The organism is Winogradskyella pelagia, assembly GCF_017581965.1.
In the GTDB taxonomy this organism is placed as follows: Bacteria; Bacteroidota; Bacteroidia; order Flavobacteriales; family Flavobacteriaceae; genus Winogradskyella; species Winogradskyella pelagia.
This window is the reverse complement of record NZ_JAGEVF010000007.1, coordinates 125,245-145,232: the sequence shown is the minus strand read 5'-3', so window position 1 is coordinate 145,232 and position 19,988 is coordinate 125,245. Positions and strand designations below refer to the sequence as shown.

16 protein-coding genes are annotated in these 19,988 nt (G+C 36.8%); 11 read left to right on the top strand and 5 right to left on the bottom strand.

Annotation, left to right across the window (positions count from 1 at the left end; translation table 11 throughout):
• Positions 1-72 precede the first annotated feature (72 nt).
• From J4050_RS10155 to J4050_RS10130, 7 genes are all read left to right on the top strand, one after another.
• Entirely contained in the window at positions 73-1,365 is a 1,293-nt protein-coding gene (locus tag J4050_RS10155) for a glycosyl hydrolase family 17 protein (RefSeq protein ID WP_208154472.1), read from the top strand.
• A 20-nt stretch (positions 1,366-1,385) separates the two neighbouring features.
• Positions 1,386-2,879, top strand: coding sequence for a glycoside hydrolase family 30 protein (locus J4050_RS10150; RefSeq protein WP_243878611.1), 1,494 nt, complete (start codon positions 1,386-1,388; stop codon positions 2,877-2,879).
• A 12-nt stretch (positions 2,880-2,891) separates the two neighbouring features.
• Entirely contained in the window at positions 2,892-4,322 is a 1,431-nt protein-coding gene (locus J4050_RS15325) for an MFS transporter (protein ID WP_243878610.1), read from the top strand.
• Positions 4,323-4,346: 24 nt separating this feature from the next.
• Positions 4,347-5,261, top strand: a complete 915-nt coding sequence (locus tag J4050_RS15320) for a glycoside hydrolase family 17 protein (protein ID WP_243878609.1) — start codon at positions 4,347-4,349, stop codon at positions 5,259-5,261.
• Positions 5,262-5,282: 21 nt separating this feature from the next.
• A complete protein-coding gene (locus J4050_RS10140) occupies positions 5,283-6,173 on the top strand; it encodes a glycoside hydrolase family 17 protein (RefSeq protein ID WP_208154471.1) in 891 nt (296 codons plus the stop codon).
• A 272-nt stretch (positions 6,174-6,445) separates the two neighbouring features.
• Complete coding sequence (locus tag J4050_RS10135; RefSeq protein WP_208154470.1) at positions 6,446-8,077, top strand: T9SS type A sorting domain-containing protein; 1,632 nt, start codon at positions 6,446-6,448, stop codon at positions 8,075-8,077.
• Between the two features lie 73 nt (positions 8,078-8,150).
• Entirely contained in the window at positions 8,151-9,155 is a 1,005-nt protein-coding gene (locus J4050_RS10130) for a LacI family DNA-binding transcriptional regulator (protein WP_208154469.1), read from the top strand.
• A 38-nt stretch (positions 9,156-9,193) separates the two neighbouring features.
• On the opposite strand, the gene J4050_RS10125 is transcribed toward J4050_RS10130, so the two are convergent.
• Together J4050_RS10125 and J4050_RS10120 are read right to left on the bottom strand one after the other, a co-directional pair.
• Complete coding sequence (locus J4050_RS10125) at positions 9,194-9,577, bottom strand: hypothetical protein (protein WP_208154468.1); 384 nt, start codon at positions 9,575-9,577, stop codon at positions 9,194-9,196.
• Positions 9,578-9,674: 97 nt separating this feature from the next.
• Positions 9,675-10,913, bottom strand: coding sequence for a 3-deoxy-D-manno-octulosonic acid transferase (locus J4050_RS10120; RefSeq protein ID WP_208154467.1), 1,239 nt, complete (start codon positions 10,911-10,913; stop codon positions 9,675-9,677).
• A gap of 118 nt (positions 10,914-11,031) precedes the next feature.
• On the opposite strand from J4050_RS10120, the gene J4050_RS10115 reads away from it, so the two are divergent.
• The 4 genes from J4050_RS10115 (at position 11,032) to J4050_RS10100 (ending at position 14,876) form a co-directional block, all read left to right on the top strand.
• On the top strand, positions 11,032-12,192 hold the full coding sequence (locus tag J4050_RS10115; protein WP_208154466.1) for a DegT/DnrJ/EryC1/StrS family aminotransferase: 1,161 nt from the start codon (positions 11,032-11,034) through the stop codon (positions 12,190-12,192).
• Positions 12,193-13,209 (top strand): UDP-glucose 4-epimerase GalE, encoded by a 1,017-nt coding sequence (galE, locus tag J4050_RS10110; RefSeq protein ID WP_208154465.1) that lies wholly within the window; start codon positions 12,193-12,195, stop codon positions 13,207-13,209.
• Between the two features lie 16 nt (positions 13,210-13,225).
• Positions 13,226-14,509, top strand: coding sequence for a metal-dependent hydrolase family protein (locus J4050_RS10105; protein WP_208154464.1), 1,284 nt, complete (start codon positions 13,226-13,228; stop codon positions 14,507-14,509).
• Positions 14,510-14,684: 175 nt separating this feature from the next.
• The gene (locus J4050_RS10100) at positions 14,685-14,876 is read left to right on the top strand and encodes a hypothetical protein (RefSeq protein ID WP_208154463.1); all 192 of its coding nucleotides are present in this window, start codon (positions 14,685-14,687) and stop codon (positions 14,874-14,876) included.
• Here J4050_RS10100 and lspA read toward each other — a convergent pair.
• The 3 genes from lspA to J4050_RS10085 form a co-directional block, all read right to left on the bottom strand.
• Positions 14,873-15,370, bottom strand: coding sequence for a signal peptidase II (gene lspA / locus J4050_RS10095; protein ID WP_208154462.1), 498 nt, complete (start codon positions 15,368-15,370; stop codon positions 14,873-14,875). The genes J4050_RS10100 and lspA overlap by 4 nt on opposite strands.
• Before the next feature lie 12 nt (positions 15,371-15,382).
• Positions 15,383-16,276 (bottom strand): ACP S-malonyltransferase, encoded by an 894-nt coding sequence (gene fabD / locus J4050_RS10090; protein WP_208154461.1) that lies wholly within the window; start codon positions 16,274-16,276, stop codon positions 15,383-15,385.
• Positions 16,277-16,403: 127 nt separating this feature from the next.
• Positions 16,404-19,982 carry a M1 family aminopeptidase gene (locus J4050_RS10085; RefSeq protein WP_208154460.1) on the bottom strand — a complete coding sequence of 1,193 codons (3,579 nt, stop codon included), beginning with the start codon at positions 19,980-19,982 and terminating at the stop codon, positions 16,404-16,406.
• Between the last annotated feature and the right edge of the window lie 6 nt (positions 19,983-19,988).

Below are 19,988 nucleotides of genomic sequence, written 5' to 3'. Positions count from 1 at the left end.
CTAATTAAATAAATTTAAATGGAATTTGATTTCTGAACATAAAGAGATAAAAGAACACATAAAGACTAAATCATGAAATTGAGTAAACATATTTTTATAACAGTAATTTTGTCGATTTTTATTTGGTCCTGTAACCAAAAATCCAAATCAAAAGAGCAGATGCAGACAAAAAGCCAATTAACAGCAGAAGATATTTTGGGTAATCCAAAATATCTTGCCATGTCTTATGGTGGCTACCGATATGCAGACCATAGTATCGAACCGACAGCAGAGGAGCTTAAGGAGGATATGAAACTACTCTCCGCAATGGGAGTGAAGTTAATTCGCACATATAAATTGCTTAAACCACAGGCTGCGAATTTGGTGAAAGTTATTAGTGACATGAAAAAAGATGACCCAAATTTTGAAATGTACGTTATGTTGGGTGCATGGGTTGACTGTAAAAATTCATTTAATACAGGAGATGGAGAACCAATTCATAGCCTAGAAAATGAAGAAAACCCGGCAGAGATAGAAAGGGCAGTGGCCTTAGCAAACAAGTACCCAGATATTATTAAAATAATTGCTGTAGGTAACGAGGCGATGGTAAAATGGGCTGCGAGTTATTACGTTGAGCCTAACATTATTCTTAAGTGGGTTAACTATCTTCAAGAATTGAAGAAAGAAGGTAAGCTCTCAAAGGATTTATGGATTACGAGTTCAGATAATTTTGCCTCTTGGGGAGGTGGTGGCGATGAGTACCATGTGGAAGATTTAAATAAATTAATAAAAGCTGTAGATTTTATTTCAATGCATACCTATCCCATGCACGATACGCATTATCAACCAGAGTTTTGGCAAAAACCATTTGCAGATGAGGATATGACGGATTTAGAGAAAATTGATTCATCGATGCTAAGGGCAAAAGCCTATGCGATAGCGCAGTACGCAAGTGTAAAAAAGTATATGGAAAGCCTTGGTGAAAATAAACCGATACATATTGGTGAGACCGGATGGGCAAGTTTTTCAGATGGTCATTATGGAGCCGATGGTTCTAGAGCATGCGATGAATATAAAGAAGCATTGTATTACAAACACATGCGCGATTGGACCAATGAGGCTGGTTTGTCTTGTTTCTATTTTGAAGGTTTTGACGAGCCCTGGAAAGGTGGAGAAAATTCAGGGAACTCTGAAAAACACTTCGGATTGTTTAAGGTAGATGGAAAAGCAAAATATGTGCTTTGGGATGAGGTGGATAAGGGCACATTTAAAGGTCTAACCAGAAACGGAAATGAGATTACCAAAACCTATGGTGGCGACAAAGAGGCAATGATGAAGGATGTGTTAGTACCGCTATCAACCGAAGAAATTCCAACTGATAATTAGAAGTACTATACGAACAGATTATGAAACGACTACACCAATATCTTTTAATCTTCTTTTTAGCTCTATTAACTATGGCATGTACTGAAAAACAAGAGCAATTAAAAGTAGAGGTTTATGAAACATCTTCTAGTGGTAATAAATTAACACCTTTAGCAGATTTTGCTAGTTCAGAGAATGTCCCTGCGATTAACTTAAATCCAGAAAAGAAATACCAAACTATAACTGGATTTGGTGGTGCGTTTACAGAATCATCGGCATACTTGTTAAATAAAATGGGCAAGGAAAACAGAGCCAAAATAATAGAAGCTTATTTTGGAGAATCTGGAGCCGCATATTCTTTAACGAGAACACATATGAATTCTTGCGACTTTTCATTAGGGCAATATTCTTATGCATCTGTTGAAGGAGATAAAGATTTACAGCATTTTACCATCCAAGAAGATAAAGACGATTTAATTCCATTTATAAAAGATGCTCTGTCTGTGTCAAAAGAAGGCTTTAATATTTTTGCTTCACCTTGGACAGCACCACCTTGGATGAAAGATAACAAGGACTGGGTTGGTGGTAAGTTACTACCAGAGTATTATGATACTTGGGCATTGTTCTTTTCAAAATACGTCGATGCTTACAAAGCAGAGGGTATAGATATTTGGGGTTTTACAGTGGAGAACGAACCTTTAGGGAATGGAAATAATTGGGAAAGTATGAATTACTCACCAGATGAAATGACCAACTTTGTTATGAATCATTTAGGGCCTAAATTAGAAGCGGATGGTAAAGGCGATTTAAAAATTTTAGGCTACGATCAAAACAGAGAACATTTAAAAGAATGGGTAGATTCGCAATTTAAAAATGAGGAAACATCAAAGTACTTTGATGGTACAGCCATTCATTGGTACGCCAGTACATTTGATTATTTCCCGAAAGAGTTGCAGTACGCACACCATAAAGCGCCTAATAAGCTTTTGATCCAGTCAGAAGCCTGCGTAGATGCAGAAATACCTGTCTGGAATGATGACGAATGGTACTGGAAAAAGGAAGCTACAGATTGGGGCTGGACCTGGGCGCCAGAAAAAGATAAATATTTACATCCAAAATATGCACCAGTTAATCGCTATGCAAGAGATATCATTGGATGTCTAAATAATTGGGTAGACGGTTGGGTAGACTGGAACATGGTCTTAGATAAACAAGGAGGACCAAATTGGTTTAAAAATTGGTGCATCGCTCCCGTTATTGTAGACCCTAATGAAGATGAAGTGTATTTTACACCACTTTATTATGTAATGGCACACTTTAGTAAATATTTGAGACCAGGAGCTAAAGTGATTGAGGCAACAAGCGAGGACAAGGAGTTAATGCTAGCTGCCGTTCAAAATCTAGACGATTCCATAGCTGTTGTAATTTTTAATGAAGGAAAACAATCGAAGCAATTTAGTTTGAGGCTTGACGGTAAAAGTGCAGAGGTAGAAATAAGCGCACAAGCCATTCAAACGATTGTTATAACTAACTAAAAACTATTAATTATGTCAAACGTAAAAACTGCTGCAAAAGATAAGGTACCCATTGGTCAGAAGGCTGCATTTGGTGCCGGGCATTTAGTACTTAACTTACTTCCAGGAGCACTAGGAATTTTTATGTTCTTCTTGCTAACAGCTTTTGGTATGGATCCCGTATTAGCGGGTTTACTTGGTGGATTACCTAGAATCTTTGATGCGATTACGGACCCAATTATGGGTTTTATTTCGGATAATACGGTATCTAAATGGGGAAGACGAAGACCATATATCTTTGTTGGTGCTATACTCAGTGGAGTCCTATTTGCTGTGCTATGGCAGCTCGACGCAGGTAATTCACAGAATTACAATTTTTGGTACTTCTTAATTTTTTCGTTGTTATTCTTGGTAGGTAATACTATGTTCGCAACCCCTTTAGTGGGCCTAGGTTATGAAATGACATCAGATTATAACGAAAGAACACGTTTAATGGCCTTCTCGCAAACCATAGGCCAAATTGCCTGGATGATTGTACCATGGTTTTGGGTGCTTATAGCAGATGAAGATTTATTCGCTACCCAAGCGATTGGTGTTAGACAATTATCACTTATGGTTGGTGGCGTGTGTATAATCTTTGGTATTCTACCTGCAATTTTCTGTAGGGGATTAGACGCGGGGAACATGGAGAACAGAAAAGAGATTTCATTAAAATCATTAGGGACCAACCTTAAAGAACTATTTAGAGGTATTGTTGAGGTGTCTAAGAGTAGACCGTTTATGAAATTATGTGGCGCCACATTTTTAGTTTTTAATGGATTCCAATTAGTCGCATCCTTTAGTTTCTTCATTATTGTGTATTATATGTTCAATGGAGATTTTGCAGCCGCAGGCAATTGGCCAGCATGGTTTTCCACGATAACCGCGGTGATAACAGCCTTTGCTGTGATACCAATAATTTCTAAACTCGCGGACCGGTATGGAAAGCGAAGTGCCTTTATTATATCTACAGTAATTTCCATTATTGGTTATATTTTAAAATGGTGGGGCTTTGATCCGGGAAATCCTTGGTTGATGTTTATGCCAATACCATTTATGGCTTTTGGTTTAGGTGGTTTGTTTACGTTAATGATGAGTATGACGGCAGACGTTTGTGATTTAGATGAATTAGAAAACGGCATGCCCAGAAAAGAAGGAACATTTGGAGCTATCTACTGGTGGATGGTGAAAATGGGTCAGGCGCTTGCTTTGGTCCTTCAAGGATTTGTTTTAAAAATGGTAGGCTTTATATCAGATGCACCAACACAAACAGTAGAAACTATGACAAATTTGAGAATAGCTGATATTGTAATCCCTGTATTAACTGCCGGAATAGCAATAATTGTTATGTGGAAATACAGTTTAAGCGAAGAAAGAGCAAGAGAAATAAAAGCTGAGCTTGTTGAGCGACGCGGTGAATTATAAAATAAACAAACAAAAAATATATAAATGTCTTATAGAGAAGATTCATATTACAAGTATAAAGGCTATAGCCAAATTGCTACCCAAGGTGTAGATGTGTCAAAATTATCATTAGATGAATTAAAAAGTCTATGGACTAAAACTATGGAAGATGGTTTTCATGGCATATGTTTTAGTATGTATGAAGACGGTCAAACCCCTGGCGACGACATCAGTTTTGAACAAGTAGAACGCCGTGTAAAAATATTGAAACCTTACGTAAAGGCTATTCGTTCATTTTCGTGCATAGAAGGAAATGAACATGTTCCTGTTGCGGCTAAGAAACATGGTTTAAAAACACTTGTTGGTGCTTGGTTGGGCGATGATAAAGAAGATAATGAAAGGGAAATCGAAGGATTGATAGCGCTAGCAAAAGCAGGCCATGTAGATGTCGCAGCTGTAGGAAACGAAGTGTTATACCGTAATGATTTAACCTTAGAAGAATTATTAGGGTATATAAGGCGTGTTAAAGAAGCATTATCTGGATTAGACATACCAGTTGGTTATGTAGATGCCTATTACGAGTTTTCGCGTCATCCTGAAATAGTAGAACATACGGATGTTCTCCTAGCCAATTTATACCCTTTTTGGGAAGGTTGCCCAATTGAGTACGCTCTTGGACATATGCAAGCCATGTATGGCCAAGTTGTAGATGCTGCACAAGGAAAGCCTATAATAATTACGGAAACAGGTTGGCCCAGTGAAGGTGGCAGCTTTAAGGGTGCCGTAGCTGGAGATGTTGCAGCAATGAAGTATTTCATTGATACGATAAACTGGACCGAACAAAATGATATTCCAATTTTCTATTTTTCCTCCTTTGACGAGTCGTGGAAGACTGGTGACGAAGGTGATGTAGGCGCTTATTGGGGACTTTGGGATAAACATGAGAACCTAAAGTATTAGTAAATATACCAGTGAACTAGAATGTCCCTAAGAAAAGAAAAGTTTCTAGCCCTTGCTTCTATCGACTATCAAGGTCTATCAAATGAAGAATTAAGGGCGCTATTTAGAAAAACCCTGAAGTCTGGTATGCATGGACTGTGTTCTAGCCCTTATGAAGAGGGACAGAAACCAGGAGACCAGCTTTCAGAAGCACAAATAAGGCGACGTTTAGAAATTATAAAACCATACACCGATTGGATTAGGTCTTTTTCTTGTACGGACGGTAATGAACTTATACCGAGAATTGCGAAGGAAATGGGACTGAAAACCCTTGTAGGGGCTTGGTTAGGTGACGATACAGCCATAAATGATAAAGAGCTAGAAGGCTTAATCAGTTTGTGCCACCAAGGTTATGTAGATGTTGCTGCTGTTGGAAATGAGGTAATGTATAGAGGCGATCTTAACGAAGCCGAATTACTTGATAAGTTGTATTATGTTAAGGCCTCAATAAAAGATTTAGACATTCCTGTAGGGTACGTGGATGCCTATTATGAATTCCAAGATAGGCCTGCCATTACAGAGGCTTGTGATGTGATACTAGCAAATTGCTATCCATTTTGGGAAGGTTGCGATTTAGATTATTCTTTATTGTATATGAAGGATATGTACAACAAAGCTAAGACTGCCGGAAACGGAAAGCGTGTTATTATTACTGAAACTGGTTGGCCGAGCCAAGGTACCAATTTACAAGGTGCATTCCCATCTGAGGAGAATGCTATTAAGTATTTTATCAATACACAAAAATGGTCTCAAGAAGAGGATATTGAGATTTTTTATTTCTCTTCTTTCGACGAATCCTGGAAGGTGGGCGCCGAAGGTGATGTAGGTGCTTATTGGGGCATTTGGGACAAGGAAGAAAATTTAAAATATTAAAAACAGACTAAAAATAAGTTTAAGTATTAGAAACAACACAACATTACCACTACAAAAGTGCTTAATAGAACAATTTATTTCGAGTTAAACAATTGATAATAAGAAGATTGATTACTATCATGAAGGTTGTACTACAACGTTATAGTTGTATACCTTTTGTTTAGGTTAATTTTTAGAAAGTTTTAATTTCAATTGGGTATATTTACCAAGTAGTTAACTTAAATACAATTTAATTACGAATAATTAATAAATAACTAAAATAAATAACAATTATGAAAAAAATTACTTTTTTAATTTTCTTAATGTGCTCGGCCTTATCTTTTGGGCAGGCGTTGCAAATAGATTTTGAAGATGGCACTACTATACCTGCCTTCAATTTCGGTGCTAATTTTGGAACTGGTAATATTGTAAATCCAGACCAAACTGCGCCTAATACGTCGCTAAGAGTTTTAGAGGCTAATAAGCCTGATGACGCGGAATGGTTTGCGGGATTTGGATTTGAAACACCTGGGAATCCATTGATTGACCTTTCACTTGGAACAGAATTTACATTCAAAGTCTGGGCGCCAATTGCTGGTCAGAGCATCAGATTTCAAATTCAAAACAGTCTTAATGGTGCACCAACTTATGTTGTAGATACAGTTATTCCAACTGCTATGGTCTGGACAGAGGTTACAGTTGATTTTGCCAGTCAAACTAACGGTACAGAGCAGTATGCAGTATTTGTAATTCAACCAAATTACGACATAGCTTGTGAGGGCGCAGGTTGTACTACAGTTGGTGCAGGTAATGGAGGTATTTGGTATATCGATGATATATTTCAGACCTTTGATTCAAATCAAGATGCGAGTCTATCAGATTTAACCTTAGACGGCACTACAATTACTGGTTTTTCTCCTTCGGTGACAACGTATAGTGTCCAGTTAGCAAATGGAACAGCAACGGCACCTACTGTAGCAGCTGTTGCTACGCAGGCGGGTAATGGTTCTTCTAATGTTAGCGTAACACAAGCCGGAGGTGTTCCTGGGACTGCCACGGTAGATGTTACGGCACCAGATGGAGTTGCTATGCAAACATACACGGTTAATTTTGCAGAATTACCGCCTGCTGCTCCGGTACCTTCTGTAGATCCGGCAGCAGTTATTCCGATTCTTACTAATAACCCAGCTTATTCAGACATTGGAGTTCCATTTTTTGAGCCTTTTGGATCAACAACATCATTTCTTGACTTAGATGTCAGCGGAGCTGATGACGCCATTTCATTCCAATTCGGAAATGGAGGACAAGTTAATTACTTTCCTGGACCATTTCCAACAGGTATAGATGGAGCGGGTATATTCCACATCGATTTTTATTGCGAAAATCTTGATGCTGGAGATAATTTCAGAGTGGTTTTATTGCCGCAAAACACTTCCTTTAACATGGAATATAGAGTTACCGTTGATGAAACTCAACCAGGAGTATGGCAGTCGTTTGATATAGGTTTAGCTGGTGCTGGTTCTGGCTTACCAGATGAATTTACGGGTGCTGATATATCAAATTTTACCGATATAGCTTTGATACAAATCTTCCCGGCCGAGGCTGGCAGTACATTAGGTGCTGAACAAGTTATTGTAAGCAATATTTATTTTTATGGAGGTACGCTTTCTACTCCAGATGCTGATTTAGCAAATAGTTTTGCTGTAGCACCAAACCCATCTAAGGATGTATGGAATATCAAAGCAGCAGCTAATCAAAACGTAACAGCTGTGCAAGTGTATGATATGTTAGGTAAACAAGTCATTTCAATAGAACCAAATTCTAACGAAGTAACTTTAAATGCTGCAGATTTAAGAAGCGGTATTTATTTGGCAAGATTATCTACAGCGAATGGTTCTAAAACCATTAAGCTTGTTAAAAACTAGAAAGCTTTATAATATATAAATCAAGAAAAGGGTGTATTTTTAATACGCCCTTTTTTATATAATAGATTTAAAAATGACAACACTAAAAGAGTTAGCCAAGCTTCTCAATCTTTCGGTGTCAACGGTTTCTAAGGCTTTAAACGATAGCCACGAGATTAGTGCGCAGACCAAGAAGAGAGTGCACGAATTGGCCACAAAACTTAATTATAAGCCCAATCGCATAGCACAGCAGCTTAAGTCTAATAAGACAAAAACTATTGGTGTTGTTTTACCTACGGTAACCAACCCTTTCTTTGCAGAAGTGCTACATGGCATTGAAACGGAAGCAACAAAAAAGGATTATGATATATTAGTATGTCTTAGCGACGAGCATCTAGAAAAAGAAGAACGCAGTTTAGAACTGTTATCCAATGGCAGTGTGGATGGATTTATTATTGCTGTAGCCCGAGAAAGTCAGGTAAAATCAGAAACACAGCATTTAGAGAAGGTTCTTAACAATGACTTACCTATTGTTTTGTTTGATCGTGTTGTAGATGCGATTATCTGTGATAAGGTGGTCGTTGACGATTTTCTATCGGTTTATGAGGCAACCAAATATCTTATTGACAAAGAGCAGCGCCAAGCAATTCTATTGATTAGTAATATTGAGGAATTAAGTGTTGGTAAACTCAGAGTAAAAGGCTATAAAGCGGCAGTTGATGAAGCAGGTCAGCCATCTTATATTTTAAATTTAGGTCAATCAACGGATGTAGAAAAGGAAGTTTTTACCTATTTAAATAATAATCCAAGTATTGATGCTGTAGTGTCGATAGATCATATTACCGGTATCGTTGCTATTAATATGGCTAAAAAACTAAAGCGGGAAATTCCAAAAAGTCTATCGGTTATAGGATTTGGTTATGATCATACCCAGATGTTATCTAGTCCAAAAATTTCAATTATTCATCAAAAAGCCCATGCCATTGGTGAAATGGCAATGAAAACAATTATTTCTAATCTCACTTTAGAAAATCACAAGGTGGAAACAAGTATTGTTCCAAGTGAATTAAAATTAAGTGAGTCCACAAAAAAAGCCTGACATCTGCCAGGCTTAATAAAAGGTTAGAAAACGAATTATTAATTGTTTTCTTTCATTTTATCCATAGCGTCATTGCCAGCTTTTTTGGCATCTTCCACGGCTTTATTTCCGGCTTCCTTGGCTTTGTCAACCGCGTCGTTTGCTGCGTCTTTAACATCGTTTGCCATGTCTTCTGCACCTTCTTTGGCGCTATCAACTGCATCATTTACAGCATCAGAAGCTTCATCCATTGCATCTCCTGCAGCCTCAGTTGCTGTGTTAGCAGCATCCTCAACAGCATTAGCAGCATCTTCTGCAGCTTCTTGAGTAGCATCAGTAGCTTCTTCAACAGCGTTTTCAGTTTTTTCTTTAGTTTCTCTACACGATGTAAGGGATAGTCCCAATACGGCGATAAGCACTACGCTTAATACGGTTTTTTTCATTGTAATTAATTGTTTTAGAGTTAATGGTTAATGCGTTTAATATACTCATTTGATTCAAAAAATTGCAAGATACTTGCATATAAACCAATTAGACGTCCTATATACGTATATAGTTTAGTATTTGGACTACGGCACCTTTATTTGCAGAAATGTAGTCCTTATTGATTTGTCCTTTTTGTTGCAAATAGTCTTGGTTTGAAACTAATTTATCCATCTCATTTGTAAACTCCTTTGAGGATTTGACCGAGCTGACACCTCCTAATTCAATGAGTTTTTCGGCCTCGGGAAATTTTTTATAATTTTTACCAAAAAGTATGGGTATACCAAAAACAGCAGGTTCTAAAATGTTGTGGAGCCCTGTAGTACCTGCGGCTCCTCCAACGTAAGCTATATCAGCGTAGTTATAGACCTTGCTCAGATAACCTATAGTATCTAGAATAAAAACATTGTAATTTCTAAGGTCACTTTGATCTTTCAATTCAGAATAACAAAGGTATGATACCCTTAATTGATTTTGTATGGATTTGATGTAGCTGCTTTTAATATTATGTGGTGCAATAATAAATTTTAAATTATTGTTAGTGTTTCTATTAACAAAGTCTAAAAATAAAACGTCATCATCTGGCCAGGTACTCCCAAAAACGATGCATGTTTTATTGTCTTTAAATTTATCGATAAAATCTATGGTGTTATCAAGGAGCAATTGATTAGAAACCCGATCAAATCTTGTGTCTCCTGATACGATTGCTTTGGTAAACTGAATTCGATTCAAGAGTTGTTTAGAGTGCTCGTCTTGCGTAAATATGTAATCAAAAGCCTTCAAGGCCTCACGCATGAGTCCACCATACCATTTAAAAAAACTATGATTTTCTCGAAATACGGCGGAAATTAATACGGTATTGAGATTTCGGGCTTTTAATTCATTCAAAAAGTTGGGCCAAAATTCATACTTAACAAATACAGTCAATTCAGGATGTATATGGTCGAGGAATCGTTTTGCATTAGCTGGCGTATCCAACGGAAGGTAAACCACAATATCGGCGATAGGCGAGTTTTTGCGTACGTCATAGCCAGATGGTGAGAAAAACGTTAATACGATTTTATGGGTTGGATATCTATATTTAAGAGCTTCGAACACTGGTAAACCTTGTTCGTATTCGCCTAGTGATGCACAATGAAACCAAAAAGTTTTATCATTAGGGTCTAGGGAGGTATTAAGCAAATCAAAAGTTTGTTGACGGCCTTTTACACCAGATTTTAACTTGTCATTGAAGAGTGCCAAAATGCTTAGAAAAAATTTGGCAATATAAATTCCTATAGAATATACTATTCTCAAAACAGTTAGTTTATGCTAAAATACAGTTCTTTCAACAAAATGCATTGGTAATAGCCGTTACAATTTCGTATTTTCGCTAGAGGCCTTGTTAAGGTCACTCTTAAATCAAAATTACAGCATGAAAAAAATACAAATGGTTGACCTGCAAGGTCAATACAAAGACATAAAAGCGGTGGTAGACCCATCCATTCAAGAGGTTATTGAAAGTGCAGCATTTATTAATGGACCTAAAGTTCACCAGTTTCAAAAAAATTTAGAAGACTATTTAAATGTAAAGCATGTAATTCCTTGCGCTAATGGTACGGATGCCTTACAAATCGCAATGATGGGGCTTGGCTTGGAGCAAGGTGATGAAGTTATTACAGCTGATTTTACTTTTGCAGCTACGGTAGAGGTTATTGCACTATTAAAATTGACACCAGTATTGGTAGATGTAGACCCAATAACCTTTAATATAGATGTAGCTGCCATAAAAAAGGCGATCACACCAAAAACGAAAGCCATAGTTCCCGTACATTTATTTGGTTTGGCGGCTAACATGGATGAGATTATGGCTCTAGCCAAAGAGCATAACTTGTACGTTATCGAGGACAATGCTCAAGGTATTGGAGCTAATTATACACATAAGGACGGTTCTAAAACTAAGACAGGTGTTATTGGCCATGTAGCATCAACATCATTTTTTCCTTCCAAGAATTTGGGTTGTTATGGCGATGGTGGCGCCATTTTTACTAATGACGATGAATTGGCCCATACGATAAGAGGTATCGTTAACCATGGTATGTATAAGCGTTATCATCATGATGTTGTTGGTGTAAACTCAAGATTAGATTCTATTCAAGCTGCAGTTTTAGATGCAAAACTACCGCATCTCGATAGTTATAATCTTTCAAGACGAAACGCAGCCAGAAAGTATACAAAAGCATTTAAGGATCATCCACAGATAACAACACCTAGTGGTTTAACAGCTTGTGACGGTATTTGTGATACCTGCGATTGTCATGTGTTTCATCAATATACTTTAACCTTAGAAGGTGTGGATAGGGATGCACTAGTTGCACATTTAAACGAAAAAGGTATTCCTTGTGGTGTGTACTATCCAATTCCTTTGCATAAACAAAAAGCTTATAAAGATGAGCGTTACAATGAGGAGGATTTTACAGTTACTAATCATTTGGTTGAGAATGTTATTTCATTGCCCATGCATACTGAGTTAATGGATGATCAAATAGCATTCATAACTGAAACAATTCTTCAATTTATAAATACGCACTCTTAGATGAAAATATTGGTAACTGGTGGTCTAGGTTATATTGGGTCTCATACCACTGCAGAATTACAATCCGAAGGGTTTGAGGTCGTAATTATTGATAACCTTAGTAATTCGTCCGTTAAAGTTCTCGACGGTATTGAAGCCATAACTGGTAAAAGACCAATATTTGAGAAATTAGATTTAAGAATTAAATCAGACGTTTCAGATTTTTTTAAACGGCATAATGATATTAAGGGTATAATACACTTTGCGGCATATAAGGCAGTTGGTGAAAGCGTAAATGAGCCACTAATGTATTATGAGAATAATATTAATAGTCTGGTATATTTACTTCAGGAGATGAAGGAACTTGATCAGAAGAACTTTATTTTCAGCTCTTCGTGTACGGTTTATGGCCAGGCAGATGAATTGCCAATTACTGAAGATGCACCTGTTAAACCTGCAGAATCGCCATATGGTAATACCAAACAAATAGGTGAACAAATTATCAAGGATACTTGCTACGTCAATACAGATTTTAACTCTATAGCTTTGAGATATTTTAATCCAATAGGTGCTCACCCAAGTGCTCATTTAGGAGAGCTCCCAATTGGTGTCCCTCAGAACTTAGTACCATATATTACACAGACTGCAATAGGCATGCGAGAGCAGTTATCGGTTTTTGGAGATGATTATCCAACACCAGATGGCACTTGTATACGTGATTATATCCACGTTGTTGATTTAGCAAAAGCCCACGTTGTTGCATTAAACCGATTGCTTGACAATAAAAACAGTACTAATTTTGAGGTGTTTAATTTAGGTACAGGAAAGGGAAGCTCGGTTTTAGAGGCTATTCAATCGTTTGAAAAAGTTTCAAAAACCAAATTAAATTATAAAATCGTTGGAAGAAGGGAGGGAGATATTACCGCTGCATTTGCAGATACGACTAAAGCAAATCAAATTCTAGGTTGGCAGACAGAATCTTCCTTAGATGATGCCATGGATTCAGCATGGCGATGGGAACAAAAAATAAGAACATAATAATTACCTAAAACTCATGAGAATAATAACAATATGTCTGACATTTTTGGTCTTTTTTCAAATAAGTGCTCAGAAGACCTACTTGCATTGTGGTCAAATTATCGATACAGAAAATGGTACCGTATTAAAAGAAAAGACAATCATTGTAAATGGTAACCTCATTCAGTCTATTGAAAATGGCTATGTTAATCCTAACAATTCTAAAGACAGAACAGTAGATTTAAAGTCTAAAACAGTGATGCCAGGTCTCATTGATATGCATGTACATATTGAGAGTGAAACCAATCCAAAGAAATATCTTGAAGCTTATACTCTTAACGAGGCAGACGTTGCTTTTAATTCAGTTAAGCTTGCAAGAGTAACACTTGTCAATGGATTTACAACGGTAAGGGACTTAGGCGGCAGTGGTGTTAACGTAGCATTACGGAATGCCATAAATGCAGGAAAAGTAGATGGACCTCGTATATATACGGCAGAAAAAGCATTAGCGACAACAGGTGGACATGCTGACCCAACCAATGGTGCAAGCCGAAGGTTAAGTGGAAACCCTGGGCCAAAAGAAGGTGTGGTAAATGGTGTAGATGATGCAAAAAAAGCAGTTAGACAGCGCTACAAAAATGGCGCGGATGTCATAAAAATAACAGCTACCGGTGGTGTTTTGAGTGTTGCAAAAAGTGGACAAAACCCACAGTTTACTTTAGAGGAAATTAAAGCTATCTGCGAAACAGCCAAGGATTATGGTTTTCATGTTGCCGCCCACGCTCACGGCGATGAAGGTATGCAGCGGGCTATTAAAGGCGGTGTAAAAACAATTGAACACGGAACACTAATGAGCGATGACACTATGGAATTAATGAAGCAGTACGATACATATTTAGTGCCTACTATTTCAGCAGGAAAGTTTGTTACAGAGAAAGCAAAGATTCCAAACTACTATCCAGATTTAGTGGTGCCTAAAGCTTTAGAAATAGGGCCTAAAATTCAGGAAACCTTTGCTCGAGCTTATAAAAAAGGTGTTGGGATAGCTTTTGGTACAGATGCCGGTGTATTTTATCATGGGGATAACGGAAAAGAGTTTAGGTATATGGTTGAAGCTGGTATGCCTGCAATTGAAGCGATTCAGAGTGCAACAACCACAAATGCCATGATTCTTAAAATGGAAAATCAATTAGGCCAACTAAAGAAAGGCTATTATGCCGACATAATAGCGGTAGATGAAGATCCAAGACAAGACATTACTACTATGGAGCGTGTTACTTTTGTTATGAAAAATGGTACTATTTACAAGCAAACCAATTAAGTAAGACTTGCATTCCTTTTAATAATTTCAACCATCTAGTGTATTTTTCTCAATCATATTAGTGTAAGGTTGAAGAATTGTTAATCAAATTGTGGCTTAACAATGATTTAACATCCCTTCTTTGGGATTGGTCTTAGCTCTTTGTTGTTTTGCAGTTAATGTTAAGTGATTAAAAATGAAATTGATACGTATAAAACGACAAACGCGCACAGAAAAGCGCTTCTCACCAAAAATGGGTAAACTCTACACTGACGTTACCTACATTAGAAAAGAGTTTTTAAGTATTCCTATTAGAACGCTTCACAAATACAGAGAAACCTATTATGGTGAAATAAAGGATTGTGAAGACTGCTTGTTAAGCCGTTAGTCAAGGTTATTATCTGCCTTCTTTTTATTTAAGAAACTCCCAAAGAGTAGCATAATCATTCCTGTGGTAACTGATAAATCAGCAAAATTAAATATGCCAGTTTTAAAAATTCCACCCAGGTTAATAAAAAAGAAATCAGTGACTTGTCCGTAGACTATACGGTCAAATACGTTGGCAATGCCTCCTCCAATGATACAGCAAAATGCAATAAGGCTGAGGCGGTCTAATTCTTTGGTTTTAATGATATAATAAACTACATAGCCTAAAACAACCACTGGTAATATCAGAAGAAATATAAGTTTTAAGGTATCATTCATATCACTACCCATTCCTAAGAATGCTCCTTTATTTTCTACATATTGCATTATGAATTTGTCGCCAATAATCGACTTAATTTCGGCATAATCAAAATTAGCTCTAACCCACACTTTAGAAATTTGATCTATGGCTATGTTAATAGCAATCAAAATAATAATGAAAATAGTTCTGTTCAAAAGAAGAAGATTTTAGGCGTTAACGTTGTATTGGGCTGAGGTAGTTTCTGCTTCCCGGTGTATTTTTTTTACTAGGCCTTGAAGCACTTTTCCTGGGCCAACTTCAGTAAAATGTGTAGCGCCATCAGTAATCATTTGCTGTACCGATTGTGTCCAACGCACAGGTGCTGTCAATTGGGATATTAGATTGGCTTTAATCTCATTTTCATCCGTTACTGCAGAGGCAGTTACATTTTGATAGATGGGGCAGTTAGGTTTACTAAATCTAGTATTTTCTATGGCTGCAGCAAGTTCTTCGCGAGCAGGTTCCATCATCGGTGAATGAAATGCTCCACCAACAGGTAAAACCAAAGCACGTCGAGCACCTTCTGCTTTTAAGCTTTCACAAGCACGATTAACGGCATCAACTTCACCAGAAATAACTAATTGACCGGGACAATTATAATTTGCCGCAACAACAATACCTTCGGTCATAGCACATATTTTTTCAACCACATCATCATCCAAACCTAAAACAGCAGCCATTGTGCTTGGCTGTAATTCACAGGCTTTTTGCATAGCTTTAGCACGTTGTGAAACTAATTTTAAACCATCTTCAAAATTTAATGCTCCAGCAGCAACTAGTGCAGAAAATTCGCCAAGGGAATGACCAGCAACCATATCGGGTTTAAATGTATCACCAAGCGTTTTTGCTAGAATTACAGAATGTAAAAATATGGCTGGTTGCGTTACTTTGGTTTGTTTGAGGTCTTCGGCAGCACCTTCGAACATTATATCTGTGATATGGAAACCTAAGATATCATTTGCTCTTTCAAAGAGCTCTTGAGCTAAAGGAGCGTTTTCGTAAAGGTCTAAACCCATTCCCGAAAACTGAGCACCTTGTCCTGGAAATATATATGCGTGCATAGTCTTAATTTATGTGCTGCAAAAATAGCAATTAAAATAATAATCTCTTGGGATATCTCATTAAGTGAAAAGAGAACGGCTCTTCATAATTTATAATGAAAAGCCGTAATCAAAAAGTATACTTTTATTATTTTAAACTCAAACTTTTTATATTATCGCTATAAACGCGATCAATTAAAACATGCCTAGGATCTATGGCAGCCTTAACCGGGAGTTTGTCTAACTCCAAGGTAATAGACATAGATTCTCTGTTAAACTTGAGACGCTGTTCTTTGTAGAGTTCTTCTTCTTCGCCGTCCATAAAAAATCCAACATCAATCCAATCGTTAATAGCTACTTTTGTTTCATTTCCTAAACTATCAGATTTAATTTTAGAGCTTTCAATCTCTAAGGTAACTTCATATCTACCATTATCTAACTCTTTGTATTTTGCCTCTTTAAGACGATTATCGTAGAGCGTAATCTCCTTAAACCAGTCATCTATGAGGTAATTTAAAGAATCTGGCACATGTGGTTCTAAATGCCTTAAGAAATCTAAAGACGTCGGGTAAGGGGAACTGTTATAGCGGTATTCTTCAAGAAATGATTTCATTGCCGAGTTCACGTTTTGCTCACCAATATAATCCTGTAATGCATAAAGGATAACACTACCTTTACCATAATGTATATAACCTTGGTTTTCTACCTTGTAAAGGGGCAATTCCTTTAATCGTTCTCCACTACGTCCTCTAAGATACCTGTCGTGATTATATTTCAAGAATTCGCGCATCTTCATTGGATTATCCGTAATACTCTTCATAGTCATAAGAGAAGAGTATTCAGAAAAACTCTCGCTCAACATGGTACTTCCTTGCATATTAACACCAATAAGTTGGTGTGCCCACCACTGATGACCCATTTCATGTGCAATAACAGCATCGACGACATTATTTTCTGTTTCGTCCTCTAAATTAATTACAAAGCCAATGGCTTCAGAATATGGCATTGTCCCAGGAAAAGCCTGAGCAAATGAGGCATATCTAGGAAACTCAATAATACGACATTGCTTGTGGTAATATGGGCCAAAGTTCTCGGTGTAGTACTTTAGGGAGCGTTCTACCGCATCCAACATCATTTCTACATTTTGTGGATGCTTCTCATCATAATAGACCTCAATATCGATACCATTCCATTGACGCGTTGCTACTTCATAATCAGCAGACATAAAAGAATAGAAATCCAAAGATGGAGTATCCGTTTTGTATTTGTAATAGCGCCTTCCATTCTCTTCCCACTGCTTCTGGAGCGATCCAGGAGCTATAGCGATTTGGTCATTACTAGTAGAAATTACAGTTTCAACATTGATGAAATCTGATATTCCATTATTGATGTAGTTTCTGTAATGTAATTCAGATATTTTACCAGATAGCTCAGGAGTACGCTCTTTTGGTTCTAAGCCATACTTCTTTCGAGTATTCTTATCGGCTAGCTCAAAACCTTCATTATAACCCATTGTTGGTAAAATAAAGCCATTATTTATAAAGGTTCCATTGTTTACTATACTAGTGTTGCCAGTACCATTACTAAATCCTTTGGTGATGTATTTGTTATCTAATTGTATTCTGGTTTTTTCTCCTGGTTGTAATGGAGGATTTAACTTGTATATGGTCAATAAATACGTATCATCCGTAAAAACGGACTCGGCATTTGGAATCTTTAATTCAGTCTCCCAATCTTCGCTAAAATAAAAATGTAAAGAGTCAATAGGGACATTGGATTCGTTGGTTAATTCAATATCTGCCTTTACGTAAACGTTGCGTTCTTCAGGGAAAATATCAATAAAATATTTAGCGTCAGTAACCTTTGGATTTATAATATCTTTATACTTTCCGTATGTTTTTTCGTAATCAGCCGCTAACTCTTCTAGCGTATCGCCTGTTCTGTATGGATTTAAAATTTGTGTATTATAATATACAAATGCAGCGACTCCAAGCCAGATGATTGTAGTAACTAGTAAAACACGTTTGTAGCTTTTAGGGACTTCTTGCTTCGCCTTTTTTATTCTGCTTAAGAAAGAGCGTTTTACACCTCTATTCCAAAGTGCACCAGCAGCAATAAGTCCTATTAAGGCAATTAAAATCCAATAAAAGTTAAACCATAAGGTACTTTTCACACCTGGTCCAAATCGATTCATATCAGAATAGAACAAGGATGGACTTCCGCCGATATCCAGCATATTGGTATATACATCCAATATGCTTAAAATTATTTCCCAGACTAGCAGTACAACAACAGATATAAAATAGCCAATATATTTATTGCTAGACAAGACCTGTATCGTAATCATAATACCACCAAATATGATGTAGAGTGCGAGGTTTCCGTAGAAGAAATCAAGTAGGTAAACATCAAGTTCAATTCTTGTAAAACCATGTAATAATTGGTACACAACACCAATAAGAATAAAGAACAGATTTAAAATTGTTGTAATACATACTAAGGATAAGGTTTTGGCGGCAAGTGAAATAAAAGAAATGTGAGGCGTTGCATCTATCACCTCATTTATTTTATAGTCGCGGTCGCGCCATATCAGTTCACCACTAAAAAAGATAAGTATGATAATAGTGAAGAGATTAGTATTGTCCGTTATAGAATCTATAAGTTTGTAGGTTAGTGGATAAGATTGCAAACCAAAATACTCAAAGCCTCCACTTAAGTCTGCCACTAGAATTATAAGGCAGAATAAGAATAATATCTTAAACGTTACGCTTTTAATAATGCTTAAAAAATTGGTATAAAAGAAACTTTTAAACTGCTGCCAATTAGTGTTAGAACTAAAACTTGGATGAAGTTGAGGTAGATTGAATGTCTTATTTTTTGAATCCTTAACCTTCTTTTGCTTTTTGATGGTTTTGTTTTTCTGCTTAAATGAAAAACTGAAATACGAAATAAGTAATACCAAGACGCCAAATGCTGTCCAAATCAATCGGTTTTGAAACAACAAACCGTTAAAACCTGGACTGATTGAATTTTTCTCAGAGGGTGTAAAATATTTGGTTTCTATAGAATAAGTATTGATCCCAAAAATATCAGTAAGCGCACCGACAGTTTCATTATCAATGTCTGAGATTAAAGATCCTGAAACGATATAGGCTACAATTATTAACAGACCACCTACAAATGAAATAATGGTACTGCGCCATTTGTTGGCCAAAGCATAAATAACTGCGCCTGCCAAAAACATATTTGGTAGAATAAAAAGTAGATAGTTATTTAAAAAGGTTTCAAAATAAAAGGGGCCAAAACGTGCAGGGTCAATCCATTCGAAAATTGAATTCATCCATGTACCTAAAAGCATTCCTATAAAGACACCGACTAATGGTAAGGTAGCTACAAGGAGAGCACCGAAAAACCGACCGAAGAAATAGCCTGGTTTACTAAGAGGAGTTGTAAACAATATTTCATTAAACTCGTTATTGAAGTCTCGTAAAGCGGCATTATTAAAAAATGCTACAGCCATAATCAAGCTAAAAATGCAAAATATACTAACGTGGATGGTTAACGTATAGGGAGAATTACGGTAGACGTTGCCAATAGCTCCTCCGATAATGACATTATCGCTAACCGTTGCAAAGAATTCCATTAACCCCAGAACAAACATAAAAATATACACCATGGGTTGTTTAAGGGTGTATTTTAATTCCGATAAAAAGAATGTTTTAAACATAATAAT